Consider the following 24271-nt stretch of genomic DNA (forward strand, 5'->3'; position numbering starts at 1 on the left):
TAGATGCGACTTAAACTCGTCCCCTCCGAAACCAATTGGGATTTCTTTGGCCGTGCCAAGCTGACGCTTGGTATTTCGGCAGTGTTGATGGTCGTCGCGTTTGTATCGTTCCTGTTACAAGGGCTGAACTACGGCATCGATTTTCGCGGCGGGACCACGATCCGCACGCAAAGCGCGCAGGAGGTCGACGTTGCAGCCTACCGGTCCGCCATCGAACCGCTGGAATTAGGCGATGTTTCGATCACTGAGGTGTTCGATCCGTCTTTCGGCGCTGACCAGAACGTCGCGATGATCCGCATTCAGGCGCAGGACGGCGAAGAAAGCGTGACGGCGGCGGTTGTTGAAAGCGTCCGTGTGGCTCTTCAGGCCGTCGCGTCGGATGTTGAGTTCGTCTCCGTCGAATCTGTTGGGCCGAAAGTGTCGGGCGAATTGATCCAAACAGCGGTTATCGCGGTCCTGCTCGCCATTGGGGCGGTGCTTGTGTACATCTGGCTGCGGTTTGAATGGCAGTTCGCACTTGGCGCAGTTGCGGCGTTGATCCATGACGTTATCCTGACCATCGGTGTGTTTTCCGAGGTGCAGATCAAATTCGACCTCGCCATCATCGCGGCGCTTCTGACGATTGTTGGCTATTCGCTGAACGACACCGTGGTCGTCTTTGACCGGGTGCGGGAGAATCTGCGCAAATATAAGAAGAAGGATCTGAAAGAGGTCCTGAACCTGTCGATCAACGAAACGCTCAGCCGAACGATGATGACATCCGTGACGACGCTGCTCGCGCTTATCTCCTTGTTCGTTCTGGGCGGCGACGTGATCCGCGGTTTCGTTTTCGCGATGATCTGGGGTGTGATCGTCGGGACGTATTCGTCGATCTTCGTGGCCTCTGCGATGTTGCTTTACCTTGGCGTGAAGCGGGATTGGTCAAAGCCTGACGGGAACGCGGGCACGCAATTCTCAAACGTAGATGCCTGATTTCCTCAGCGCGGCCCTGGCCACTCCGGGGCTGGGCTGGCTGATACTTGCGATTTCAACCGCCGGCATTGTGCGCGGGTTTACCGGGTTCGGGAGCGCGCTGATTTTTGTGCCCGTCGCCGGACAGTTCCTACCACCAGCCGAAGTTATCCTCGTCATCTCAACCACCGGTATCGCCAGCACATGCGCGCTGGTGCCTCGCGCATGGGGGCAAGCCCATCGGAGCGAGGTTGCGCTGCTGGCCGGGGCCGCGATCCTTCTCGCGCCGTTTGGTATCTGGGCCATGACGCATCTTGACGAACTGACCGTGCGGTGGATCGTCGGTGTCATTTCGGCCATCACGCTCACGGCGTTGATGACGGGGTGGCGATATAGGGGTGGTATCCGACCTAGTGGATTGGCTGCAATCGGCGCAACTGGGGGTGTGGTCGGCGGTATGACGGGCCTGACCGGGCCGGTGGTGATCTTGTTCTACCTGGCCAGCGACCGCACCGCGCAGATTATTCGCGCGAATACGATCCTGTTTCTTGCCGCCCTCGATCTTGGCATTATTGTCACGTTGTTCAGCAGCCAACTGACCGACCTCACCACGATTGTCATCGGGGCGATCTTGGCAGTTCCGTATTTCGTGACAACGATGATCGGCCAAGCGCTGTTTCGACCTGGATATGAAAAGACCTACCGCTGGGCGGCCTATGCTGTCATTGCGGTCGCGGTCTTGACCGGCTTGCCGCTGTTTGACTAGTTAGGCACATGCGCTTGAACGAGATTACCTATACCGACGCCTTGCCAATCGATGGTTACGGCCCCGGCTTTTTCCGCGTGGCGGGCGAGGTTCACGAGGGGCCTATCGCCGTTCTTCCGACCGGAATCACCGGATGGGGCGGATATGAGGATACGGCGACCCTGATCGCTGCTGCCGAGGCCACCGACGTGCTGTTCATTGGAACAGGGGCCGAGATCGCGCATATCCCCGCCGAATTCCGTGAGGCGCTGGAAAACGCGGGGATCGGCGTCGAAATCATGGCCAGTCCCGCCGCGTGCCGCACCTACAATATCCTGCTGTCCGAAGGGCGCAGGGTGGGCCTTGCCCTGATACCCGTCTGACACCATTGCAGCTTTTCGCGGCTGGAAAGATAGGCTAAGCCGGGTCCGATGACCCTGACCGTGCAATCCTTGGCGTGTTCCCGTGGCGGCGTCTCCATTCTGGAGGGCGTCGATTTCACGTTGGAGCCGGGACAGGTGCTGCTTCTGCGCGGGCCAAACGGGATAGGGAAAACGACGCTGCTGCGCACGCTTGCCGGGTTGCAGCCTGCCCATGCGGGCTCGGTATCTGTTGCGACCGATCAGATGGCCTATGCAGGCCACGCGGACGGGTTGAAACCCACGCTGACCGTTACCGAAAACCTGAGCTTCTGGGCCGATATCTATGGCGGCGGCGGGGTCGCCGACGCGCTGGCTGCGTTTGATCTGACTGCCCTTGCCACACGGCAGGCGCAGAACCTGTCGGCGGGGCAGAAGCGGCGCCTCGGCCTCGCGCGGCTCTTGGTGACACACCGCCCGATCTGGCTGCTGGATGAACCGACCGTTTCGCTTGATCGTGCCAGCGTCGGGCTGTTTGAAGGGGCCGTCGCACGCCACTGCGCCAACGGCGGCAGCGCGGTCATCGCGACGCATATCGACCTTAATATCGGTGCGGACACCCTCGACCTTAGCCAGTTCAGGCCCGATTTCTCCGGCACGCCCGCGTTTGATGAGGCGTTTCTGTGATCGCGCTGCTCATCCGCGACCTGAAACAAGCGACCCGCGCAGGCGGCGGCTTTGGCCTTGGCCTGTCGTTTTTCCTGATCGTTGTCGTTTTGGTGCCGTTCGGTGTTGGCCCCGATAGCGGCACTCTGTCGATCATCGCGCCGGGTGTCCTTTGGGTTGGCGCGTTGCTGTCTTGCCTATTGACGCTCGATCGGATCTTCGCGCTGGATTACGAGGACGGATCGCTCGACCTGCTCGCCACGGCGCCAATCCCGATGGAGGCTGTCGTCGGTCTAAAGGCGCTGACGCATTGGCTGGTGACAGGCGTGCCGTTGACGCTCGCAGCACCGGTGCTGGGGGTCTTGTTGAACTTGCCGACCGGAGGTTATGGCTGGCTGCTGCTGACGCTTGCAATTGGCACGCCCGCGCTGTCGATGATCGGCGCGTTCGGGGCGGCGCTGACCGTTGGCCTGCGCCGGGGCGGTTTGCTGCTGTCGCTTCTGGTGCTGCCGCTATACGTCCCGACCCTAATTTTCGGGGCCGAAGCCCTACGCCGCGGGGCAGAGGGGTTGCCAGCCACGACGCCGCTATTGATGCTGGCCGGGATCACCGCGGGGTCCATCGCGCTGCTGCCGTTCGCGGCGGCTGCGGCAATCCGCATCAATCTTCGGTGATGCGATTGCCTATGGGCCAAAAGGACAATAGGTAAACCGCCATGTCGCTTTGGGAATATGCCAATCCACGAAAGTTCATGCAGACCTCGCAGGTGCTGCTGCCGATCATTGCTGGCCTGGCGGCGGTCGCGCTGGTCGTTGGGCTTTACTGGGGCTTTTTCCATACGCCGGACGATTACCGACAAGGTTCGACCGTCAAGATCATCTTCCTTCATGTGCCGTCGGCCTTGATGGCGATTAACGCGTGGCTGATGATGCTGGTTACGTCGCTGATCTGGTTGATCCGGCGGCACCATGTGTCGGCGCTCGCCGCGCGGGCCGCGGCCCCGATTGGGATGACGATGACCCTGATCGCACTGGTGACCGGGGCCGTCTGGGGCCAACCGATGTGGGGCACATGGTGGGCGTGGGATCCGCGCCTGACATCCTTCCTGATCCTGTTCCTGTTCTACCTCGGTTACATCGCCCTGTGGGAAGCGGTCGAAGACCCGGATACCGCCGCCGACCTTACGTCGGTCCTGTGCCTGGTCGGGTCAGTCTTTGCGCTGCTCAGCCGCTACGCTGTCAACTTTTGGAACCAAGGGTTGCATCAGGGCGCAACCTTGTCGCTTGATGCGGAAACCAATATCGATAACGCGTTTTATCTGCCGCTTCTGATCTGCATCGCGGGGTTTGTCCTGCTATTTGTGGCGCTTGTTCTGCTGCGCACACAGACCGAAATTCGCGCGCGCCGCATCAAAGCGCTCGTCGCGCGGGAGAGGGCGCAATGATGCCCGACCTTGGGAAATACGCAGCGGAGGTTGGGATCGCCTACGCGGCGAGCATTGTGCTGATCGTTGCTCTGGTGGTGCTGAGTGTCGCCCGTAATCGTCGGATCAAACGCCAGTTGGCTGAGGTTGAAGGACGGCACAATGTCCAAGTTTAATCCGTTGATGCTGGCCCCGGTCGTGCTGTTTGCGGGGTTCGTCGGCCTTGCCTATGTGGGCAATCGGGGCGGCAATGATGGTGCGCCACCCACGGGCCGTGAGGGCGGGCCAGCACCCGCGCTCATCATGGAAACCTTGGGCGCGGAGCCGATATTCGACGCAGAGGACCTCACCGCACCGGGCCTCAAGCTCGTGAACTTTTGGGCGAGCTGGTGTGCGCCTTGCCGGGCTGAACATCCGAACCTTGAACGTCTGGCCGAGGAGGGGCTGCCGATCTACGGCATCAACTACAAGGACGACCCCGAAAAAGCGCTCGCGTTTCTTGAGGAGTTGGGGAACCCCTATGCCGCAGTCGGGGCCGATCCGCGCGCCCGCACGGCGCTGGAATGGGGTGTCGCCGGGGTGCCGGAGACATACGTGATCGACAGCGATGGAAAGATCGTCTTGCGTTTTGCCGGCCCGATCACCGAACGCGTTTTGAAAGGCCGGATTCGGCCCATTCTGGAATCAGCAGAGTAGCTGTCCTGAAGATTTAGCCCGCAAGCGCCAGCATCAAAAGCAGGGCGATTTCCAGAAAAATAATCGGAAGCGCGATACGGTTCGGACGGTCGTGTGGAATAGACAAATCAATCATGCCCTTTGCTAACCCGACGTGGTTAACAACAAAATACCAAGCGTAAATTCGCGCCGAAAATCGGCGGAAAAACGCGCGTTGACATGTTGGAAAATGAAAAGGCCCGACGCAGTGGCCGGGCCTTTGTTTGATTATCGAAAAGGATCAGGATTTGGCGAGGTTGCGCAGCACGTAATGCAGCACGCCGCCATTCTCGATATATTCAATCTCAACTTCCGTATCGATCCGGCATTTGAGCGTGATTTCCTTGGTCGACCCGTCCGCATATTTGATCGTCGCGGGCACTTCGGACAGCGGTTTCAAGTCGCCCTCAAGCCCGGTGATGGAAACCGTTTCGTCCCCCTTGAGGCCAAGAGAGCTGCGTGTATCGCCGCCCGTAAACTCAAACGGGATGACCCCCATACCGACGAGGTTTGAGCGGTGGATACGTTCAAAGTTCTCGGCGATCACAGCTTTCACGCCCAGCAGCGCCGTGCCTTTCGCGGCCCAGTCGCGGCTTGATCCGGCGCCGTATTGTTCACCGGCGAAGATCACGAGCGGCGTGCCTTCTTCCTGATAGGCCATCGCGGCGTCGAAAATCGAGGTCTGCTTGCCATCCGGCCCAAGGGTATATCCGCCCTCGACCCCATCCAGCATCTCGTTCTTGATGCGGATGTTGGCGAAGGTGCCGCGCATCATCACTTCGTGATTGCCACGGCGTGACCCGTAGGAATTGAACTCCCGCACCGGCACCTGACGCTCCACCAGATATTCGCCTGCCGGGGTCGACTCTTTGAACGAACCGGCGGGGCTGATGTGGTCGGTCGTGACCATATCGCCGAGGATTGCGAGAACTTTCGCGTCTTTCACGTCAGAAATCGTGCCCGCGTCCTTCGACATATCGCGGAAATAGGGCGGATTTTGAACGTAGGTCGAGGTGGACGGCCAATCGTAAGTCAGGCTGTCGGTAGTCTCGACACCTTGCCACTTTTCGTCGCCTTTGAAGACATCGGCGTATTTCGACTGGAACGCCTCGCGGGTCACGGTCTTTTCGACGAGGTCCGCGATTTCCTGTGTCGTTGGCCAGAGGTCTTTCAGGTAAACATCGTTGCCGTTCTCGTCCTGACCCAGCGGATCGGTCGTCAGGTTGATATTCATATCGCCAGCCAGCGCGTAGGCCACGACCAGCGGCGGTGAGGCGAGGTAGTTCGCCCGCACATCCGGGCTGATCCGCCCTTCGAAGTTGCGGTTCCCTGAAAGTACAGAGGTTGCGATCAGGTCGCCCTTGGCAATCGCCTCTGACAGTTCCTTCTGGATCGGGCCGGAGTTGCCGATACAGGTCGTGCAGCCGTAGCCAACAAGGTTGAACCCGATTGCGTCGAGGTCTTCTTGCAAGCCAGCCGCCTCAAGATAAGCGCTGACGACCTGCGAACCGGGCGCGAGCGATGTCTTGACCCACGGCTTGCGATTCAGGCCAAGTGCGCGGGCTTTGCGGGCCACAAGACCGGCGCCGATCATCACGTAAGGGTTCGACGTATTGGTGCAGGAGGTGATCGACGCGATCACGATGGACCCGTCGCGTAGCGAATAATCCTCGCCCTCAACACTTTGCGATTTGCGCGGATCGGCGGGGGCGGTCGGGGCCGGACCTTCGGCAGCCATTTCAGCAGCCTCGGTGGTCGCGTCGGTGCCGCGGTAGTCGGAAACGACGTTCATGAAGGCATTGGATGCTTTATCGAGCGGCGTGTGGTCCTGCGGACGCTTCGGCCCGGAAATCGCCGGAACTACCGTGCCCATGTCAAGCGATAGGGTATCCGTGTAGATCGGATCGTAGTCCGGTCCGCGCCACAGGCCGTTTTCCTTGGCGTAGGCTTCGACCAGCGCGATGCGATCTTTGTCGCGGCCGGTGATTTCAAGATACCGCAGGGTTTCGTCGTCAATCGGGAAGAAGCCGCAAGTCGCGCCGTATTCAGGTGCCATGTTGCCGATCGTCGCCCGGTCAGCCAGCGGCAGGCGATCAAGCCCGTCACCGTAGAATTCAACAAACTTGCCGACAACGCCCTTTTCGCGGAGCATTTCGACGACCTTCAACACAAGGTCGGTCGCTGTGGTGCCTTCGACCATCTCGCCCGTCAGTTTGAAGCCAACAACCTCGGGGATCAGCATCGAAATCGGCTGACCCAGCATCGCGGCCTCAGCCTCGATCCCGCCGACGCCCCAACCGAGCACGGCGAGGCCGTTGACCATCGTGGTGTGGCTGTCCGTGCCGACCAGCGTATCGGGGTAGGCTACCTCTTCACCGTTCTGATCCTTGTCGGTCCAGACGGTTTGCGCGAGGTATTCTAGGTTTACCTGGTGGCAGATACCCGTTCCCGGCGGAACAACGCGGAAATTGTTGAAGGCAGACTGGCCCCATTTCAGGAACGTATAACGCTCCATATTCCGTTCGTATTCGCGGTCGACGTTCATTTGGAACGCGCGCGGGTTGCCGAATTCGTCGATCATCACCGAATGGTCGATGACAAGATCAACCGGGTTCAGCGGGTTAATCTTTTCTGCATCCCCCCCCAGCGCCACGATCCCGTCGCGCATTGCGGCAAGGTCAACAACAGCCGGAACACCGGTGAAATCCTGCATCAGCACGCGGGCAGGGCGGTAGGCGATCTCTCGGGGATTTTTGCCGCCGTTCTTGCCCCATTCGGCAAACGCCTTGATGTCGTCGACATCGACCGTCTTGCCATCCTCAAATCGCAGCATGTTTTCCAGCACGACCTTCAGCGCGGCGGGCAGGCGCGAAAAATCCCCCAACCCGGCAGCTTCGGCGGCGGAGATGGAATAATAGGCAACGCTTTCTGACCCGGCGGTCAGGGTTTTGCGGGTTTTGGAACTATCGTGTCCGACGGTGATGGGCATTCTGGCCTCCCTCAAAATGGCATGGGGTGTTGCTGATGCGGGTTTTGCCCCATCCCCGAACCACGTTCAAGGGGGGCAGGGTCGTTTTTGTATACCATTGCACACAGTTTTGCAATTTTCCGCCGGATGTTTCAGTTGAACGCACGGATTCTCGCAAAACCTTGATTGGTTTTTGAGCCGCCGCTGGACTAGGTAAGGATAACCCAAGAAGGCAAGAGTAGCTTATGGCACAAAAACTGATCCGCATGATTCTGGCGTTTTGGATCGTAAGCGCCGGCGCACTTCATGCGCAGTCCAACCCCGTGGTGGTAGAGCTTTACACCTCGCAGGGCTGTTCCTCCTGCCCACCGGCGGACCGCCTGTTTTCCTCACTTGCCGGGCGTGACGATGTGATCCCGCTGTCGCTGCATGTTGATTACTGGGACTATATCGGCTGGGAAGATACCTTTGCCGATCCGGCCTTCACCCGTCGCCAAAAGGCCTATGCCCGAGCCGCGAACAAGCGCATGGTCTATACGCCGCAGATGATCATCGGCGGCAGCGATCACATCGTTGGCCACGAACCGGCAGAGCTGTCCGCGACCCTTGCAGCCCATAGCCGCCAGGCACCCGCCGTGTCGCTGAACGTCGCGGAAAGCAACGGGCGGGTCCGCATTGAGGCTGGCCCGGCCCCCCAAGGCACCGGCAATATGGTTGTGCAACTTGTGCGCTATGTGCCTGAACAAACAGTCTCTATCCGCCGTGGCGAAAATGCAGGCCGCGACATCCGTTACACCAATATCGTGACGTCCTGGCAGGTCTTGCGGGAATGGAATGGCCGGAATGCGCTGTCGCTGTCAGCGCCCGTTTCCGGGAACGCGCCTGCGGTCGTGATTATCCAACGCGCTGGTCACGGGCCGATCTTGGCTGCGGCAAGGGTGCGCTGACGCTCCGGCTTCCAACGGCGATGAATCCAGAACCATTGTGACATGTGCGATGTCACGAGTTCTTCCAACTCATCACTCAGAACCTGCATCATCTCAACCGGGGAGGTGTGTTCGACGGGCGCATTCACGACGATCTTGAAGTTCAACCCGTCCGGTTGCCGGATGCCGTAGGTCGACAGCAGCAACGCGTCATATTTCAGTGCCATCTCGGCGGCGGCAAGGCTGGTCGGGGCAGGCTGGCCGAAGAAATCGAGCGGCTCAGCCCCCGTCACGTGGTTGTCGATGAAAAAGCCAAGCACCCCGCCGGATTTCAGAAACTTCACCATTTCGCCCATGCCGCGGCGACCTTGCGCGAAGACCGGTGTGCCGATCTTTGAAATGGATCGGACATAATGGGCGTTGAAGAACCGATTGCTCATCGGGCGATAAAGCGCGCCGATGTTGAACCCCCGCGCGATCAGTGCGGCGCGGGGCGCGTCGTAGTTTCCGAAATGCCCGGTGACGAGCACAACGGGCCGCCCGTCCTCACGTGCCTGTTCCAATGCTTTCAGACCGTCACCAACGATTTCCATATCCGCCGCGCGGCGCTTGAACTCCGCGCCGGAGTAGATTTCGATCAGCGAGCGCCCGGTATTATCCGGCACCTCGCGGCAGAGCCGCTCAACCTCCGCCTCCGGCAAGTCTGGCAATACATGGGCGAGGTTGCTGCGGACCCGTTTCCGATAACCCGCGATGGGGGCGATCACCCCCGACATGATCCGCCCGAACAGGGGAATCCGCCAACGATAGGGCAACGCCAAAGCCAGCCTGAGGGCGCCACGGGCGACCATGTTGGCTAGAAAGTCGCTGATGTCCTTGCCGTTAACTGGCATTCCCGTTCGCTATCCTGTTGCGTCGGCGACAGACATAGGCCGACCATTCCGGGATCACAAGTCGGAGAAACCTGGGGCTTGGGTGTGTTGAGCGGCGAAATCGGCGCTCAATCCTCCTCCGCGATCAGCGAAATTTCCCCGTCTGCTTCCAAGCGCCGGATTTCTGCGATAACGGCAGTCATCGCGGCTTCTCCTTCGCTTTCCTTGATATTGCCGATCTCGCCCAGTTCTTCTTCCAATTGCTCGGCCATACGTTTGGACATGTTTTCAAGAATGAACGCGGTGGCATCCGGAGCAGCGCCCGCGCGGGCCGCGGCAAGGGCGGTCAGCAGCACGGGTTGTTCAACGCCCCGAATGATCTTCGGAACGTCGCGCGGTTCAATCCGTGCGGGGATGTTTTCGAACGTGAAGATCGCCCTGCGCACCTTGCTGGCGAAATCAGCGTCGGTTTCATCAAGCCCTTCAAGCACGTCATCGCGGGTCGTGGCGGGGGAGAAGTTCAGGATCGCACCGACACGTTCGACCGGCCCAACGTCAAACGCGCTAATCGGTTGGGCGTCCATCTGACTGGCAAGCGCTATGCCGATCCGGTCAACAGCCTCTGGTGTGACCGCTTCGGTCAGGGACATAGCGTAGGCGATCCGGCGGGCGCGGGGGCCGGGGATTTGCCCCAGCAGTTCGGCAGACTTGGAGACGTTGAGTTTTGACAGCATCACAGCGGCGACCTCAACACTCTCATCTTCAAGGATTGGGCGAAGGCTGTCGTTATCAAGCGCCGCGATCCGCTGCCACGGATCGGAAATCGCACCAAGCCCCACGTCTTTGCGCATCCGCCCGGCGGTTTGCGGACTGATCGTGCCGTCGAGGATCGACAGCGCCTCCTCAATCCCGCCGCTAAAGGCGAGGCCGACCGTCTCCAACTCCTCCACGAACTCCGCGACGACCTGCTGAAGCGTCGCGCGATCAATTAAGCGCAGCGCGCCCATCTGCTCTGTTAGTTCGACTTGCAGCGCGTCGGGCAGGTTTTCCAGCGACAGCTTCGCCCCCTCTGCCAGCAATATCCGCACGACGATGGCCGCCTTCTGCTTTCGGCTTAGGCGAGCTGACGGCCGCTGAGCGGCAGGGGGATTCTGAGGCTGAGAAAGTGAAACAGGGGCAGACATGCGCACCAAAGGCTCCGGCTAGTGATTCCGGAGCAGTCTGCCCTGAGGCGGTTAATGCTGTCCTTACAGCGGCGGGGTCAGGTGTTGACTGACGGCACGCAGCTTCTGGTCCCGCGGTCCCAGTCCTGCCCATCGGGGCAAGAGATTTGGGCGCTTTCGCTGCCATGACAGCCTTCTGCAAAGGCGAGGCTCGGCAGAACAGCAAAGGCAGCAGCCAGGATCAGACCTAGAAATTTCATCGCGTCTCTCCTTTTGGTGGAGAGAGCATAGCATAAATCGACGCGCCCGCCTATCAGCAGGCTGACCGACGTTAGCTTTCGCCGAAAACCCGCCGAAAAATCGTATCGACATGCTTCGTGTGATAGCCGAGATCGAATTTCTCTTCGATCTCCTCTGCACTCAGCGCCGACATCACGTCCGGATCGGCCAGCAACTCCTCTTTGAAGTCCGTCCGATGCTCCCACACCTTCAGCGCGTTGCGCTGCACATAGGTATACGCGTCCTCGCGGCTGACGCCGGCTTGCGTGAGGGCCAGGAGAACCCGCTGGCTCATCACGAGGCCGGGGAACTTGTTCATGTTCTCTAGCATGGTCTCGGGGAAGATCAGCATCTTGTCGATCACACCCGTCAGACGCGCCAGCGCGAAATCAAGTGTGATCGTGGCATCCGGGCCGATCATCCGCTCGACCGAGGAATGCGAAATGTCGCGCTCGTGCCAGAGCGCCACGTTTTCCATCGCCGGGATCACCGCGCTGCGCACCATGCGGGCAAGGCCGGTGAGGTTCTCGGTCAGCACCGGGTTCTTCTTGTGCGGCATCGCGCTTGAGCCCTTTTGTCCCATGGAGAAGAACTCCGCCCCCTCCAGAACCTCGGTCCGCTGCATGTGGCGGATTTCGACGGCGATATTTTCTATGGAAGACGCCACGACGCCCAATGCCGCAAAAAACGCCGCGTGACGGTCGCGCGGGATGACTTGGGTACTAATCGGTTCCGGCTCCAGCCCCAGTTTGGCGCAAACGTGTTCTTCGACCGCCGGATCGATATTGGCAAAGGTGCCGACCGCGCCGGAAATTGCGCCGGTCGCGATTTCATACCGGGCCTTTTCAAGCCGGTTCAGGTTGCGATCCATTTCGGCGTAAAACCGCGCGAAGGTCAGGCCCATCGTTGTCGGTTCCGCGTGGATGCCGTGGCTGCGACCGATGCGCACCGTCATCTTGTGTTCAAGCGCCCGCCGTTTCAGCGCGTCGAGCAGTTTCTTCATGTCGTCGATCAGGATGTCCGCCGTTCGCACAAGCTGGACGTTGAAACAGGTGTCGAGCACGTCGGAGCTGGTCATCCCCTGATGGACGAACCGCGCCTCGTCGCTGCCGACGTGTTCCGCGAGGTGGGTCAGAAAAGCGATGACGTCGTGCTTGGTGACGGCCTCAATCTCGTCGATCCGGGCAACGTCGAATTCTACGTCCTTGGCTTTCCAGACCGCTTCCGCATTCTCGCGAGGGATCACGCCCAGATCGGCCATTGCGTCGCAGGCATGCGCCTCAATCTCGTACCAGATGCGGAACTTCGTCTCCGGTGACCAGATGGCAACCATGTCGGGGCGGGAATAGCGGGGGATCATATGAAACGGCCTTTTGTTGGACTGCGCGCGTTCTCATAAACCGGGGCGCGCAGAACAACAAGCCAGTGGGGTGCGGCAGGGCGTCCGCCTAGTCAGAGCTTTCGTCGGGGGCGAGGCAGGTTTCGATATGCGAACTGCTTTCCAGTGTTTTGTGGACGGGGCATTTATCCGCGATTTCCAGCAGTTTCTGGCGCTGTTCGTCGGTTAGGTCGCCCTCAAGATGGATTTGTCGCTTGAACGTGTCGATCTTTGGCGCGGTCCCGTCATTCGCGTCCTGCGCATGGACCTTGTCATGCGTCACATCGACCGAGACATGGGTCAGCGGAATCTGCTTGCGCCGCGCATACATGCGAAGCGTCATGGACGTGCATGCACCCAGTCCGGCCGCAAGGAAGCCGTAGGGCGACATGCCGCGGTTCGTGCCGCCATAGGCCTCAGGCTCATCCGCGACGGTATGGTGCATGGGGCCGGAGTTTACGTCCTGCAGGAAGCCATCCGGGTCGGCCTCAGACACACGCACGACGCCTTCGGGTGCGCCGACGGGCGGGGCGGGCGGGCGCAAGTCCAGATAGCGGGCGGACCATGCTGCGATGACCTCGGCGGCATATTCGGCATCTGTCGCATCGCTGATCAGGTGATCAGCGTTGTCGAGCGTCACAAAGCTTTTCGGGTGCTTCGCCGCCGTGAAAATCTGCGTTGCGTTTTCAAGCCCGACGATAGCATCGCGCGGCGCGTGCATCACCAGCAAGGCCCGTTTCAGGTTGCCAATCGCGGGGCCAAGGTTTTCGGCGGCGACGTCTTCGACAAATTCCCGCCGGATGCGGAAGGGGCGGCCGCCAAGGTTAACCTCCGCCACGCCGTCTTCCTTGATCGTGGACAGTGCGTTGCCGAAATTGTGGGTGACGTGCTCGGGATCGAACGGTGCCCCAAGCGTCACGATGGCCTTCACGCTGTCGATCTGGCCCGCCGCCCGCAGGACGGCCGCGCCGCCCAGCGAATGACCAATCAGCAATCCCGCCGGCATATCCCGATCCGCGAGATACCGTGCAGCAGCGATCAGATCGTCAACATTCGAAGTGAAAGAGGTGTTTTCGAACTCCCCCTCAGAATGGCCAAGCCCGGTGAAATCGAACCGCAAAACCGCGATTCCCATCGACGCCAGCCGCCCGGCGATCCGACGCGCGGCGGGGATGTCCTTGGAGCAGGTGAAGCAATGCGCAAACAGCGCCGTGCCCAGATGCGGGCCTTCGGGCAGGTCCAGCCGCGCGGCAAGATCCTTGCCGCTATGCCCTTCAAATGTGACGCGCTCGGTCGCCATGCCTGATACCTCTTTCTTGCCTTTCAACACAACGTGACCCCGCGCGTGCCGACGCGCAAGGTATCTGTCAGGAACGTCACAGGAAGGTGAGGCTGCGTGTCAATCGCCTGCGATCTTTGGTAAGCAAAAGTTTTTGTTGAAAAATAATTAGTTGAAAGTTTACGTTCACGTCACGCGCCGGAGGGCACCTTTACACAACCCCCATCAAACGCTGATCAAACGGGTATTTCGTCAGGTTCTCATATCCGGTTTCCGTAATCAAAACCTGATCCTCCAGCTTGATTGAGAAATCACCGCCCTCAGCCCCGACAAGCGCCTCAACACACAGCACCATTCCCGGCTCAAGCACGTAATCGTAAGCGCCGGGCACAAGCCGGTCAGGGTAGGCGATTGATGGCCACTCATCACACAAACCGACCCCGTGCATCATGCAGCCGTATTTCAATTTCTGGAATTGATCGTCGAGGGTGTGGCCGTTCGCCGTCAAATCCTCCATCCGGACGCCGGGTTTCAGCATTTCCATGTTGGTCATGATATGTTCATGCGCGTGCTGCATCGCATAGATCATATCGGGGCGGGGGTCGTCATCGCCGACCCACCATGTCCGGCTGATATCGACGCAGATGCCGTATGACCCGATCAGGTCGGTGTCGAAGGCGACGATTTCGTTGTTCTGAACGATCCGGGGGCCGCATTCCTGAAACCAAGGGTTCGTGCGCGGGCCAGAGGCCAGCAGCCGTGTTTCGATCCACTCCCCCCCGCGCTTGATGTTTTCGGCGTGAAGAACCGCCCAGATTTCGTCCTCGCTCAGTCCCGGCTGGCAGGCGGTTTCCATCTCGGCCACTGCGTTTTCGCAGGCGAGCGACGCGCAGCGCATCGCGAGGATTTCGTCCGGGCCTTTGACAGAGCGGGACTTTTCGGTGACTTCCTCGCCCTCCATCACCTGAAACCCGATGGCCTCCAACGCCTTGAGGCCGGCAATCTGAATCTTGTCCACGGCCAGCCGCCTGTTGTCGCCCGCGTGCTCTCGCATCAATTGCTGAACCTGCTCGGCAAAGCTCTCGGCCTTCTGTTCGGTTTTGTCACCGGTCGAGAAATAGAACATCGACGCGCCCGACAGGCTTTCGCGCACCAGCGGATTGAAATCCGCCATGAAGGGCGAATTCTTATAGTCCCAGATCACCATGTAGCCGTCAGCGCAGAGCAGCACGGCTCGGAACGGGTTGTGGGTGTTCCATAGCTGCATGTTCGTTGTGTCGGTCGCGTAGCGGATGTTGAGCGGATCGAACATCAGCAGCCCGCCATAGTCGCGGTCGACAATGTGCTGGGTCAGCCGCTTCCAACGGTATTCGCGCATCCTGGCAAGGTTGGGCAGTTCCAGCCCCGCCGCTTCCCATTCGCGAAACGCGGACTGGGTCGGTCCAATCTCCATCCGGTCATTATCGTTCGGGGTGCCATCGGGCAGCGTCGCGCCGCGGGTCGGGTCGATTTTGCGGCTGTCTCGATAATGCGTGTTCATGACGTGGTCTCCCTGCTATGAAAATCATGGAGCCCCGCCATGGGGGAGTCCCGTTTGAAACCGACCCAAAATCTGTCGGTTTCAGGCCGTTAGCCGGAGCTTGTGAGGGAAAACATGCCGAAAATCGCCGTGAATCCGATGACACGCAAATGGGCGACGCACGCGGGATGAGCGACGTTGAAGCCCAGTATGAGGCGTATCCCTATCCCGAACGCGATCCGAAGGATGAGGCGAAGCGGCTGATCACCGGCTCCCCCTCGCATCCGCTGGAAGTTGACCACTTCGTCTTTGGCGGCAAGCGGGATTGGTCCAAGTCTATCCGGATTTTGGTTGCCGGTGGGGGCACGGGTGATGCGCTGATCCAACTGGCGCAGGTCTTGACCTCGGCGAAGCGGGCGTATGAAATTACCTATCTCGACCTTTCGATAGCATCGCGAGAGATTGCGGAGGCGCGGGCCGAGGCGCGGGGCTTGCACGGTATCACCTTCGTGACAGGCAGCCTGTTAGATGCCGCCGATCACGGGGCGTTTGACTATATCGACTGCTGCGGCGTGCTGCATCATCTGCCTGAGCCGCAAGCCGGGTTTGACGCGCTTGCCGCGGCGCTGGCCCCGGAGGGCGGGCTGGGCTTCATGGTGTATGCCCCTTATGGCCGGACCGGAGTCTATCCGTTGCAGGAGGCGTTCGCCACGTTGCTGGCGGGACTTTCGCCGGAGGAACGTCTTGCCAAAGCCAAGCAAATCTACAAGGCACTCCCAGCGAGCCATCCTTTCAGGCTGAACCCGCATCTGGTGGACCACGAACAGGGCGACGCGGGGTTCTACGATCTGCTGCTTCACAGTCAGGATCGGCCCTTTGGCGCGCGCGATCTGGTTGAGACGCTGGATCGGGCAGGGCTTGGCCTTGTGTCCTTCACCCAATCCGCGCTTTACGATCCGGCGCCGCTTTTGCCTGGTGGGGATGAGGCGCCCGCTGATCCGGTCGACGCGATGGAAGTGGCGGAGAAACTGCGCGGCACGATCAAGCTGCATGTCGGCTACGCCACCCACGCGGGCCGAGCGAAAAGCGCGATGGCCGGGAACGCCGATCAAACGCTGGTGCCTCACCTAAAGGGCGTCGATCCGCAAGCACTGGCACGGGCCGTGGCGGCAAAAGGTCAGCTTCGCCTATCGCTTGGGCCGGACAAACAGGTCATCGACATTCCGAAACAGGCGGCGCCATTGCTTGTGCAGGTCAACGGGCGGACGCCGCTTGGCGCGATCGCAGCGAAGGCGGGGCTTGATCCAATTGGATTCAATGCGGTCTGGGGGAAAACGGCAAAGCAGCTGACCGGCTATGGTCTGCTGCTTTACTCAAATCTCTTGTTGTAAGGCTTATCCGGCTGCCGTGCTGGCGCGGAAGGGCAGGCGCAGCGACAGGCTGAACTTGCTGCTGCGGGCCTCAGGTTTCTGCGGTTCTGTTGCCTTGGCGCGTTTTTGGTTCGCGCGGAACACGTCACGCAGGGCATCCTCGGTCCGGGGCGCGGGGGGTGTTTCAACCACCTCGGCCGGGGCCGCTTTTGTCGGTACGAGTTGGAGTTGCGGACGCTCCGTCCGCCCTTCGGGTCGGGCGCGCAACTTTGTGGACGTGCCTGCTACTACGTTAGTCAACTCTAGTCCTCCTAGGGGCTGTTGTGGGGTCGGGGTAGTGTGCCGGATATGGATCTTGTGACCACTTTCCAGCGCAAAGGTATCATTAAGGTTAACGCGGTCAGGATCGTCCTGACCCGCGCGGATAAGGTCACAAACCTGCGCCATCGCGTCGTCCAGCGGCACGCCCTCTGGCATGACCGTGATCGACTTGCCGATGAACCGCTCCGCCCCGTTTATGTGAAACGCCCCGTCTTTACCTGCTTTCGGATGCAGATAAAGCGCCAGCGGATCAACCGCCTTGGCCAGTTTCACGAACTCCGCCGTCGAGAGCAGCCTGCTTGACTGGCCCCAAAGAACGGCGGACGGCGATAGCGTGTCGATCAACGTGCAAAGCACGCTGCAGCACAGGTCCAACTGGGCATCGGATGCGGAGCTTGCCCCCGCATCCTTTGAAACAACGCTGACGTGAATGTGGTGGCGATGGCCCCGGATGAATGTGGTGGCCTCAGCGATGTTGGTATGCTCAGTCGATGTGTCCAGAACCCCGTGAAATTCCGCGGCCCCTATCGGCGTTTGCAGCGCGACGACCTCAACCCGAGTATTTTGGGCCGGAAGGTCAAAATTTGCGTGCGTCGCCCCTAAGTCATCGCGATCCGCACCTAGCGCCGCCGCCACGTTTGCCAGGGCATACGGAAGTTCCGCCATATCAATGGCTTGGAACAACAGCGCCGCTTCGGTGGCCTGTGGGCGATCAGTCGCCGCTTGATATGCATTCTGCGATGTCATGAACGCAGCCTGCAGTTGAAATTGGCCCGAATTTGGGCAGCAAACGGGAATTGCAGTGACAGACAAGAAAAAAAGGGCGCCCTGCAGGACGCCTTTTCTGATGCAATTACAAGAAGCCTTAGCAGCTGTAGTATAGCTTGTATTCGATCGGGTGTGGCGTGTGTTCGTAGGCGTAAACCTCATCCCACTTCAGTGCCATGTAGCCGTCGATCTGATCCTTGGTGAACACATCGCCCGCCAGAAGGAAGTCGTGATCGGCCTCAAGGCTTTCCAACGCTTCGCGAAGGCTTGCACAAACGGTCGGGATGTCAGCCAGCTCTTCGGCCGGCAGATCGTAAAGATCTTTGTCCGATGCGGGGCCTGGGTCGATCTTGTTCTTGATGCCGTCAAGGCCAGCCATCAGCAGGGCAGCGAAGCAAAGATACGGGTTCGCCGCCGGATCGGGGAAACGCGCTTCAACCCGTTTTGCCTTCGGGCTTTCCGTCCACGGAATACGCACACAGCCAGACCGGTTGCGCGCGGAATAGGCACGCAGAACCGGTGCCTCAAACCCCGGGATCAGGCGTTTGTAGCTATTGGTCGACGGGTTGGTAAACGCGTTAAGCGTTTTCGCGTGCTTCAGAATGCCGCCGATGAACCATAGCGCCTCTTGGCTGAGATCCGCGTATTTGTCGCCGGAGAACAGCGGCTTGCCGTCCTTCCAGATCGACATATTCACGTGCATCCCTGTGCCGTTGTCGCCGGAAATCGGCTTGGGCATGAAGGTTGCGGTCTTACCGTAGGCGTGGGCGACGTTGTGGATGACGTATTTATACTTCTGCAGCTCATCTGCCTGATGGGTCAGCGTGCCGAAGATCAGGCCCAGCTCATGCTGACAAGACGCAACCTCGTGGTGGTGCTTGTCGACCTTCATGCCCAGACGCTTCATGGTGCTCAGCATTTCCGACCGGATGTCCTGCGCGTCATCAATCGGGTTTACCGGGAAATAGCCGCCCTTGATGCCGGGACGGTGGCCCATATTTCCCATCTCGTATTCGGTGTCGGTGTTCCAAGACGCATCCTGCGCATCAACCTCAAAGCTGACCTTGTTCATCTCGACAGAGAAGCGAACGTCGTCAAACAGGAAGAATTCAGCCTCTGGCCCGAAATAGGCGGTGTCACCAATGCCGGAGGATTTGAGGTAGGCTTCGGCCTTTTCGGCTGTGCCGCGGGGGTCGCGGTCATAGGCTTCGCCAGTGTCGGGTTCGACGACCGAACAATGCACAGCCAGCGTTTTTTCCGCATAGAAAGGATCGACATAAGCCGATTTGTTGTCGAGCATCAGCTTCATGTCGGACGCTTCAATCGACTTCCACCCAGCGATGGAGGAGCCGTCGAACATGAACCCTTCCTCAAGGAAATCCTCGTCCACCAGATCGGCAACAATAGTCACGTGCTGTAGCTTGCCCCGCGGGTCGGTGAAGCGGACGTCGACATATTCAATGTCCTCGTCCTTAATCATCTTCAGAACGTCTGCGTTCTTCATCTCGCTGTCCTTTTGCTTATGTCCGGAGATCGTCAGGCCAAGCAGCCTGCGCGTGGTTTACAATGCGTCTTCGCCGGACTCACCGGTCCGAATGCGGATCGCTTGTTCGACGGGGGCGACGAAAATCTTGCCGTCCCCGATTTTGTCAGTTTTGGCGGCGGCAACGATCGCTTCGATCGCGCCATCGACCTGATCGTCGGCTAGGACGACTTCAATCTTCACTTTGGGCAGGAAATCCACGACATATTCCGCGCCGCGATAGAGTTCCGTGTGGCCCTTTTGCCGCCCGAAGCCCTTGACCTCGACAACCGAAAGCCCCTGAACGCCAACGTCCTGCAACGCTTCTTTCACTTCGTCGAGTTTGAAGGGTTTGATGATGGCTTCGATCTTTTTCATGGTGCAGGCCCTGCTATCAAGTTTCACTGGGGTCAGACCACTTTCGCTTGGCGGCTACAATCGGCTAGCGTGGCGGGAGCGGGACCGTGCGATGAATTTTTGGGCGGTTGCCTAATTTTTAGGCAATGCGCTTACAAATTGTGCAGTTTGAAAAACCGAGAGGCAAAACCATGACCGAACTTCTGACCGCCGCCCAAATGCGCGCCATCGAACAGGCCGCGATTGAGTCGGGCGAGGTCACAGGGCTGGAACTGATGGAACGCGCCGGGCGCGGAGTCGTCGAAGCAGTGTTTGAGGAATGGCCGGAGCTTGCCAAAACCTCTCACCGCGCGGTGGTGCTGTGCGGGCCGGGGAACAATGGCGGTGACGGTTTCGTGGTGGCGCGGCTGTTGAAGGAGTGGGGCTGGGAGGTGGAGGTGTTTCTCTATGGCGACGCCGAGAAGCTGCCGCCGGATGCGAGGGTGAATTATGGGCGTTGGGCGGAGATGGGGGAGGTGCAGCCTCTCTGCGAGTGCTTGTTTCGCGCCGAGCATCCCGACTACGGCAGCGCCTATGCAGACCTTTACGTTGATGCGTTGTTCGGTACTGGACTGACGCGGCAGATCGACGGTGAAGCTCGGAACGTCCTCACGCACATGAGCGGTCGAAATGGGGATAATTACGTGCCTTACACGGTAGCCATTGACGCTCCTTCGGGCCTTTGCCTGGACAGCGGCTTTGTTTTGGGCTTTTCGGACTCGTATGACTTCAGGGGCCAAACAGCGGTGGCGGCTCTGACAGTCGCCTTCGACAGCCCCAAGATCGGGCATCTTGTCGGCCTTGGCCCGTCGATTTGCGGAAAGGTCGCGATAAAAGACATCGGTCTTATGGGCTGGAGATGCACGCTGCCACTTAGGGGACGCGAGGACAAACCAATGCGGCGTGGCGGAATATTACGGCCGCCCCGGTTGGCCATGTGCACTCTCGTGGGCAAAGAGCCACTTGTGTCTGATGTAAGGTATCGCTGGAATCCAATCTCACGGGATACGCTGGGAAAGCTGCGTTTTGGGTCTCACAAATATTCCCACGGCCACGCCCTGATCCTTTCCGGCCCACCTGGCCACACGGGTGCCGCTCGCCTTACCGCCCGTGGCGCGCTTCGTATCGGTGCGGGGCTTGTGACGGTTGGTTGTCCGCCCGATGCGCAGGCGGAATGCGCGAGCCAGTTGACCGCAATCATGCTTCGGCAGATTGGGGATACGGCGGCGCTTTCGGCTGTTTTGGCGGACGACCGGATCAACGCGTTGTGCCTTGGGCCGGGTTTGGGGATGGACCGGGCGCGGGAGTTGGTTCCGGTGGCGCTTGGTGCCCCGGTCGCGAAGTCGGGGCGGAGGGTCGTTCTCGACGCGGATGCGCTTTCGGCTTTTGCGGATGATCCGAATATTCTCTTCGAACTGCTTCACAAAGGCTGCGTTCTCATCCCACATGCGGGTGAATTTGCGCGCCTGTTCCCCGACATCGCCGAGAAATTGAACGCTCCGGCCACCAAAGGGCCGGCTTATTCCAAGGTCGACGCGACGAGAGAGGCGGCGGCGCGGGCCGGATGCGTTGTTCTGTTCAAGGGGGCGGATACGGTTATCGCGGACGCTGATGGACGATGCTCAATCAATTCTGCCCATTATGATCGGTCCGCGCCGTGGCTTGCAACGGCGGGGTCGGGGGATGTGCTCGCCGGGTTTATCACGGGGCTGTTGGCGCGGGGCTTTACCCCGATGCAAGCGGCTGAGGCGGCGGCATGGCTCCACGTCGAATGTGCGCTGACCTTCGGCCCCGGCTTGATCGCGGAGGATTTGCCAGAGCAGTTGCCGGAGGTTCTTCGAGAATTGGGGATGTAAAGGCTCGGTTACGCTTTGACCCGAACCGGCGCCGCGCTCGCCAATTCAACGCCGTTTGCGTAGATCACGCAGTTCACGTCGAAATGTAGGCCGAAGAAGCGGTCGCCAATGGCGCTCGGTTCCGCCGAAATATAGGTGCCATCGGATAGGCGAGACACCGGAACCAGCGCTTGTTGTTTGTCAAACAGAATGCGCGCGCGCCAATCGCGGATCAGAACATGCTGACCCGACGCCACCATCAGATCACGGGTCGGGCGTTTGCCCGCCATTGTGCCCGCACCGATTCTATAAGGGGCGGTCAGGCCGAAGTGGATTGAGATGTCGCGCAGCACGCAGATGCCATGATCGCGCGTTACTACACGGTCGCCGGAGTTCAGAAACTCAACCGGGATACAGCCGTCGAGCGTCAGGATTTCAGTGCGACGCGCAACGCCGGATCGCTTTGACCCCTTGGTTGCGGTTGCCTTGCCTGCAATTTTATCCTGTTTCGGTTCCATTTGCGGTTCCATGCCCAATCCAGTTTTGATTGGGTTAATTTATCGGCGCGGATTGTGGCGAGAATGGGTTTTCCTGCCGCCCATTTCGGGGTGTTTTTCTGCTCGCATCCCGCGTTTCTCTTTGCTATGAGGTCGCAGCCCGATGGGGCGATGCGGGTGTGGCGGAATTGGTAGACGCACCAGATTTAGGTTCTGGCGCCGCAAGGCGTGGGGGTTCAAGTCCCTTCACCCGCACCAACCGCTCCTTGGGACAATCGGTTTCAGCGCCGGCGCCCGATCCCCTGATATTGTCGTTTTCCCCAGCTTTGACAGGGGGATTTCGTCTTGCAAGTCAGCAGGGGCGTCAATAGAAGGGCGCATGATTTATTCCACCGCTGCGCGCACGTGCGGCGATTGCCAAGAGATGAGGACGAATATGCAGGTCACCGAGACCCTGAACGAAGGTCTGAAGCGCGGCTACGCGATCACCATTGAAGCGAGCGAGCTGGACGCGAAGGTCAACGAAAAACTGGTCGAGGCGCAGCCCGAAGTCGAGATGAAGGGCTTTCGCAAAGGCAAGGTGCCGATGGCGCTGTTGAAAAAGCAATTCGGCCAGCGTTTGCTTGGCGAAGCGATGCAGGAAGTTGTCGACGGCGCGATGTCCTCGCATTTCGAAGAATCCGGTGATCGCCCAGCGCTTCAGCCCGAGGTCAAGATGACCAACGAGGACTGGAAAGAAGGCGACGACGTAAATGTCGAGATGTCTTATGAGGCGCTGCCAGAGATCCCGGAACTCGATATGAAAGGCGTGAAGCTGGAAAAGCTGGTCGTGAAGGCCGGTGATGATGATGTCGAAGACGCGCTGAAAAACCTCGCAGAAACCGCCCAGAACTTTGAGGACCGCAAGAAGGGTTCCAAAGCCAAGGATGGCGACCAGATCGTGATCGACTTTGCGGGCAAGGTCGACGGCGAACTGTTCGAAGGCGGCGCGGCAGAGGATTATCCGCTGGTGCTCGGCTCCAATTCCTTCATTCCGGGGTTTGAAGAACAACTGGTCGGCCAGAAGGCAGGTGACGAAGTTGCCGTGACCGTGACCTTCCCCGAGGAATACGGCGCAGAACACCTTGCCGGTAAGGAAGCTGTGTTCGATTGCACGGTGAAAGCCGTGAAAGAGCCGAAGCCGGCCAAGATCGACGATGAACTGGCAAAGCAATACGGTGCCGATGATCTGAAAGCCCTGAAGGGGCAGATCGCGGAGCGTCTTGAGGCGGAATATGCCGGGGCGAGCCGTGCGGTGATGAAGCGTCAGCTTCTCGATGTGCTCGACAAGAAGGTGAAGTTCGACCTGCCGCCGTCGCTGGTCGATGCCGAGGCCGGGCAGATCGCGCATCAGCTGTGGCACGAGGAAAACCCGGATGTGGAAGGCCACGACCACCCGGAGATCGAGCCGACCGACGAGCATAAGAAGCTTGCCGAGCGTCGCGTGCGTCTTGGGCTGCTGCTGGCCGAACTGGGCCAGAAGGCCGAAGTCGAAGTCAGCGATCAGGAAATGACGCAGGCGATCATGGCGCAGGCCCGGCAGTATCCGGGGCAGGAGCGTCAGTTCTTCGAGTTTGTCCAGAAGAACCAGCAGATGCAACAGCAACTGCGCGCGCCGATCTTTGAGGACAAGGTGATCGACTATGTCTTTGAACTGGCCGAAGTGAAAGACAAGGAAGTGTCTAAAGAGGGCCTTCAAAAAGCTGTTGAGGCGCTGGACGAAGAGTAATCCTTCGACGGCGATCCCTGCGATTGAATGTTTGCGGGCTGCCCATCACGGGCGGCCCGTTTTCGTTTGTGGAGTTGCTCCTGATTTGAACGGGCGGCGCTTTCTGCCTAGACTTGATCCTAGCAACGGTAGGAGGCTGGTGATGTCCGAAACCCTTAAAGGCGGGTGCCTATGTGGCGCGTGCCGATACGATGTCGCTGGGCCGCCAGACTTCGCCGTTCAGTGCTATTGCAGCGATTGCAGGAAGGTGTCGGGCGGTGGGCATTTGCCGCAGCTTGCGGTTTCCTCTGGTGGCCTGAATATCTCTGGGCCTGTCGGCACCTACACCGCACGCTCCGACGCGGGAAACGACCTTGCTTTCAAGTTCTGCAAGGATTGCGGATCGCCGCTGTTGAAGACGACATCGAAGTTGGCGGATACGGTTTTCGTGATGGTTGGGTCGCTGGATGATCCGGCGATCTATCAGCCGCAGTATAAGGCGTTTGAGGAGGCTCGCCTGCCTTGGGACGAAGGCTAGGCGCCGCCCCACCACCAAAGAAAAAGGCCGCGGGC

The 24271-nt window shown here is 59.7% G+C and carries 24 protein-coding genes and 1 tRNA gene; 14 read left to right on the top strand and 11 right to left on the bottom strand.

All coding sequences use genetic code 11. The features are described 5' to 3' along the window. Nucleotides 1-3: 3 nt before the first annotated feature. The 8 genes from secF to ACEWPJ_RS05945 are packed head-to-tail and all read left to right on the top strand — an operon-like array spanning nt 4 to nt 4840. Entirely contained in the window at nt 4-972 is a 969-nt protein-coding gene (gene secF, locus ACEWPJ_RS05910; RefSeq protein ID WP_416511648.1) for a protein translocase subunit SecF, read from the top strand. Then, nucleotides 965-1717 (top strand): TSUP family transporter, encoded by a 753-nt coding sequence (locus tag ACEWPJ_RS05915; RefSeq protein WP_416511650.1) that lies wholly within the window; start codon nt 965-967, stop codon nt 1715-1717. The genes secF and ACEWPJ_RS05915 overlap by 8 nt, the downstream gene beginning before the upstream one ends. A gap of 8 nt (nt 1718-1725) precedes the next feature. After that, nucleotides 1726-2079 carry an Mth938-like domain-containing protein gene (locus ACEWPJ_RS05920; RefSeq protein ID WP_416511651.1) on the top strand — a complete coding sequence of 118 codons (354 nt, stop codon included), beginning with the start codon at nt 1726-1728 and terminating at the stop codon, nt 2077-2079. Between the two features lie 48 nt (nt 2080-2127). Further along, a complete protein-coding gene (gene ccmA / locus ACEWPJ_RS05925; RefSeq protein WP_416511652.1) occupies nt 2128-2742 on the top strand; it encodes a heme ABC exporter ATP-binding protein CcmA in 615 nt (204 codons plus the stop codon). After that, on the top strand, nt 2739-3395 hold the full coding sequence (gene ccmB / locus ACEWPJ_RS05930) for a heme exporter protein CcmB (protein WP_416511654.1): 657 nt from the start codon (nt 2739-2741) through the stop codon (nt 3393-3395). Before ccmA ends, ccmB begins: the two co-directional genes overlap by 4 nt. A 41-nt stretch (nt 3396-3436) precedes the next feature. Next, complete coding sequence (locus tag ACEWPJ_RS05935; protein ID WP_416511656.1) at nt 3437-4165, top strand: heme ABC transporter permease; 729 nt, start codon at nt 3437-3439, stop codon at nt 4163-4165. Beyond that, the gene (gene ccmD, locus ACEWPJ_RS05940) at nt 4165-4320 is read left to right on the top strand and encodes a heme exporter protein CcmD (RefSeq protein ID WP_416511658.1); all 156 of its coding nucleotides are present in this window, start codon (nt 4165-4167) and stop codon (nt 4318-4320) included. Before ACEWPJ_RS05935 ends, ccmD begins: the two co-directional genes overlap by 1 nt. After that, entirely contained in the window at nt 4307-4840 is a 534-nt protein-coding gene (locus ACEWPJ_RS05945; protein ID WP_416511660.1) for a DsbE family thiol:disulfide interchange protein, read from the top strand. Before ccmD ends, ACEWPJ_RS05945 begins: the two co-directional genes overlap by 14 nt. A 259-nt stretch (nt 4841-5099) precedes the next feature. Here ACEWPJ_RS05945 and acnA read toward each other — a convergent pair whose 3' ends face one another. Beyond that, nucleotides 5100-7847 (bottom strand): aconitate hydratase AcnA, encoded by a 2748-nt coding sequence (acnA, locus tag ACEWPJ_RS05950; protein WP_416511662.1) that lies wholly within the window; start codon nt 7845-7847, stop codon nt 5100-5102. Nucleotides 7848-8071: 224 nt separating this feature from the next. On the opposite strand from acnA, the gene ACEWPJ_RS05955 reads away from it, so the two are divergent. Further along, nucleotides 8072-8773, top strand: a complete 702-nt coding sequence (locus tag ACEWPJ_RS05955) for a DUF1223 domain-containing protein (RefSeq protein ID WP_416511664.1) — start codon at nt 8072-8074, stop codon at nt 8771-8773. Here the strand turns inward: ACEWPJ_RS05955 and ACEWPJ_RS05960 are convergent. The 6 genes from ACEWPJ_RS05960 to dddP form a co-directional block, all read right to left on the bottom strand. After that, nucleotides 8737-9645, bottom strand: a complete 909-nt coding sequence (locus ACEWPJ_RS05960; RefSeq protein WP_416511666.1) for a lysophospholipid acyltransferase family protein — start codon at nt 9643-9645, stop codon at nt 8737-8739. The genes ACEWPJ_RS05955 and ACEWPJ_RS05960 overlap by 37 nt on opposite strands. A 107-nt stretch (nt 9646-9752) precedes the next feature. After that, nucleotides 9753-10808 (bottom strand): flagellar motor switch protein FliG, encoded by a 1056-nt coding sequence (locus ACEWPJ_RS05965; RefSeq protein ID WP_416511668.1) that lies wholly within the window; start codon nt 10806-10808, stop codon nt 9753-9755. 77 nt (nt 10809-10885) lie between these two features. Beyond that, the gene (locus ACEWPJ_RS05970) at nt 10886-11047 is read right to left on the bottom strand and encodes a hypothetical protein (protein ID WP_416511670.1); all 162 of its coding nucleotides are present in this window, start codon (nt 11045-11047) and stop codon (nt 10886-10888) included. A 71-nt stretch (nt 11048-11118) separates the two neighbouring features. Next, nucleotides 11119-12426 (bottom strand): adenylosuccinate lyase, encoded by a 1308-nt coding sequence (purB, locus tag ACEWPJ_RS05975; RefSeq protein ID WP_416511672.1) that lies wholly within the window; start codon nt 12424-12426, stop codon nt 11119-11121. Nucleotides 12427-12514: 88 nt separating this feature from the next. Beyond that, nucleotides 12515-13744, bottom strand: coding sequence for an alpha/beta fold hydrolase (locus ACEWPJ_RS05980; RefSeq protein WP_416511674.1), 1230 nt, complete (start codon nt 13742-13744; stop codon nt 12515-12517). A 190-nt stretch (nt 13745-13934) separates the two neighbouring features. Beyond that, nucleotides 13935-15263: a dimethylsulfonioproprionate lyase DddP gene (gene dddP, locus ACEWPJ_RS05985; RefSeq protein WP_416511676.1), complete on the bottom strand. Its 1329-nt coding sequence runs from the start codon at nt 15261-15263 to the stop codon at nt 13935-13937. A 149-nt stretch (nt 15264-15412) separates the two neighbouring features. Here dddP and ACEWPJ_RS05990 point away from each other — a divergent pair, with 149 nt between their 5' ends. Then, nucleotides 15413-16633: a class I SAM-dependent methyltransferase gene (locus tag ACEWPJ_RS05990; RefSeq protein ID WP_416511677.1), complete on the top strand. Its 1221-nt coding sequence runs from the start codon at nt 15413-15415 to the stop codon at nt 16631-16633. Between the two features lie 3 nt (nt 16634-16636). Here the strand turns inward: ACEWPJ_RS05990 and ACEWPJ_RS05995 are convergent, their stop codons facing one another. The 3 genes from ACEWPJ_RS05995 to ACEWPJ_RS06005 all read right to left on the bottom strand — a co-directional run bounded on the left by ACEWPJ_RS05995 (nt 16637) and on the right by ACEWPJ_RS06005 (nt 19601). Next, on the bottom strand, nt 16637-17680 hold the full coding sequence (locus ACEWPJ_RS05995) for a hypothetical protein (RefSeq protein ID WP_416511679.1): 1044 nt from the start codon (nt 17678-17680) through the stop codon (nt 16637-16639). 118 nt (nt 17681-17798) lie between these two features. Further along, entirely contained in the window at nt 17799-19205 is a 1407-nt protein-coding gene (glnA, locus tag ACEWPJ_RS06000) for a type I glutamate--ammonia ligase (protein WP_416511680.1), read from the bottom strand. Between the two features lie 57 nt (nt 19206-19262). Beyond that, a complete protein-coding gene (locus ACEWPJ_RS06005; RefSeq protein WP_416511681.1) occupies nt 19263-19601 on the bottom strand; it encodes a P-II family nitrogen regulator in 339 nt (112 codons plus the stop codon). A gap of 170 nt (nt 19602-19771) precedes the next feature. Here ACEWPJ_RS06005 and ACEWPJ_RS06010 point away from each other — a divergent pair, with 170 nt between their 5' ends. Further along, the gene (locus tag ACEWPJ_RS06010; RefSeq protein ID WP_416511683.1) at nt 19772-21475 is read left to right on the top strand and encodes an NAD(P)H-hydrate dehydratase; all 1704 of its coding nucleotides are present in this window, start codon (nt 19772-19774) and stop codon (nt 21473-21475) included. Between the two features lie 8 nt (nt 21476-21483). On the opposite strand, the gene ACEWPJ_RS06015 is transcribed toward ACEWPJ_RS06010, so the two are convergent. Further along, nucleotides 21484-21972, bottom strand: coding sequence for a Hint domain-containing protein (locus ACEWPJ_RS06015; protein ID WP_416511685.1), 489 nt, complete (start codon nt 21970-21972; stop codon nt 21484-21486). Nucleotides 21973-22124: 152 nt separating this feature from the next. Between ACEWPJ_RS06015 and ACEWPJ_RS06020 the strand changes: the two genes are divergently transcribed. The 3 genes from ACEWPJ_RS06020 (at nt 22125) to ACEWPJ_RS06030 (ending at nt 24236) form a co-directional block, all read left to right on the top strand. Further along, nucleotides 22125-22209, top strand: a tRNA-Leu gene (locus ACEWPJ_RS06020). 178 nt (nt 22210-22387) lie between these two features. After that, nucleotides 22388-23719 carry a trigger factor gene (gene tig / locus ACEWPJ_RS06025; RefSeq protein ID WP_416511687.1) on the top strand — a complete coding sequence of 444 codons (1332 nt, stop codon included), beginning with the start codon at nt 22388-22390 and terminating at the stop codon, nt 23717-23719. Nucleotides 23720-23861: 142 nt separating this feature from the next. Further along, nucleotides 23862-24236 (top strand): GFA family protein, encoded by a 375-nt coding sequence (locus ACEWPJ_RS06030; protein WP_416511689.1) that lies wholly within the window; start codon nt 23862-23864, stop codon nt 24234-24236. Nucleotides 24237-24271 lie beyond the last annotated feature (35 nt).

The organism is Aliiroseovarius sp. YM-037 (assembly GCF_048060095.1).
GTDB lineage: Bacteria > Pseudomonadota > Alphaproteobacteria > Rhodobacterales > Rhodobacteraceae > JBLUOA01.

Excerpts from the sequence above, each read along its gene's own strand:
- acnA (WP_416511662.1), bottom strand. The coding sequence starts at position 7,847 with ATGCCCATCACCGTCGGACACGATAGTTCCAAAACCCGCAAAACCCTG.
- ACEWPJ_RS06010 (WP_416511683.1), top strand. The coding sequence starts at position 19,772 with ATGACCGAACTTCTGACCGCCGCCCAAATGCGCGCCATCGAACAGGCC.
- dddP (WP_416511676.1), bottom strand. The coding sequence starts at position 15,263 with ATGAACACGCATTATCGAGACAGCCGCAAAATCGACCCGACCCGCGGC.
- ACEWPJ_RS05965 (WP_416511668.1), bottom strand. The coding sequence starts at position 10,808 with ATGTCTGCCCCTGTTTCACTTTCTCAGCCTCAGAATCCCCCTGCCGCT.
- ACEWPJ_RS05955 (WP_416511664.1), top strand. The coding sequence starts at position 8,072 with ATGGCACAAAAACTGATCCGCATGATTCTGGCGTTTTGGATCGTAAGC.
- purB (WP_416511672.1), bottom strand. The coding sequence starts at position 12,426 with ATGATCCCCCGCTATTCCCGCCCCGACATGGTTGCCATCTGGTCACCG.
- glnA (WP_416511680.1), bottom strand. The coding sequence starts at position 19,205 with ATGAAGAACGCAGACGTTCTGAAGATGATTAAGGACGAGGACATTGAA.
- ccmD (WP_416511658.1), top strand. The coding sequence starts at position 4,165 with ATGCCCGACCTTGGGAAATACGCAGCGGAGGTTGGGATCGCCTACGCG.
- ACEWPJ_RS05980 (WP_416511674.1), bottom strand. The coding sequence starts at position 13,744 with ATGGCGACCGAGCGCGTCACATTTGAAGGGCATAGCGGCAAGGATCTT.
- ACEWPJ_RS05920 (WP_416511651.1), top strand. The coding sequence starts at position 1,726 with ATGCGCTTGAACGAGATTACCTATACCGACGCCTTGCCAATCGATGGT.
- tig (WP_416511687.1), top strand. The coding sequence starts at position 22,388 with ATGCAGGTCACCGAGACCCTGAACGAAGGTCTGAAGCGCGGCTACGCG.
- ACEWPJ_RS06005 (WP_416511681.1), bottom strand. The coding sequence starts at position 19,601 with ATGAAAAAGATCGAAGCCATCATCAAACCCTTCAAACTCGACGAAGTG.
- secF (WP_416511648.1), top strand. The coding sequence starts at position 4 with ATGCGACTTAAACTCGTCCCCTCCGAAACCAATTGGGATTTCTTTGGC.
- ACEWPJ_RS05945 (WP_416511660.1), top strand. The coding sequence starts at position 4,307 with ATGTCCAAGTTTAATCCGTTGATGCTGGCCCCGGTCGTGCTGTTTGCG.
- ACEWPJ_RS05915 (WP_416511650.1), top strand. The coding sequence starts at position 965 with ATGCCTGATTTCCTCAGCGCGGCCCTGGCCACTCCGGGGCTGGGCTGG.
- ACEWPJ_RS06015 (WP_416511685.1), bottom strand. The coding sequence starts at position 21,972 with ATGGAACCGAAACAGGATAAAATTGCAGGCAAGGCAACCGCAACCAAG.
- ACEWPJ_RS05970 (WP_416511670.1), bottom strand. The coding sequence starts at position 11,047 with ATGAAATTTCTAGGTCTGATCCTGGCTGCTGCCTTTGCTGTTCTGCCG.
- ACEWPJ_RS05935 (WP_416511656.1), top strand. The coding sequence starts at position 3,437 with ATGTCGCTTTGGGAATATGCCAATCCACGAAAGTTCATGCAGACCTCG.
- ACEWPJ_RS05990 (WP_416511677.1), top strand. The coding sequence starts at position 15,413 with ATGGGCGACGCACGCGGGATGAGCGACGTTGAAGCCCAGTATGAGGCG.
- ACEWPJ_RS05995 (WP_416511679.1), bottom strand. The coding sequence starts at position 17,680 with ATGACATCGCAGAATGCATATCAAGCGGCGACTGATCGCCCACAGGCC.
- ACEWPJ_RS06030 (WP_416511689.1), top strand. The coding sequence starts at position 23,862 with ATGTCCGAAACCCTTAAAGGCGGGTGCCTATGTGGCGCGTGCCGATAC.
- ccmA (WP_416511652.1), top strand. The coding sequence starts at position 2,128 with ATGACCCTGACCGTGCAATCCTTGGCGTGTTCCCGTGGCGGCGTCTCC.
- ACEWPJ_RS05960 (WP_416511666.1), bottom strand. The coding sequence starts at position 9,645 with ATGCCAGTTAACGGCAAGGACATCAGCGACTTTCTAGCCAACATGGTC.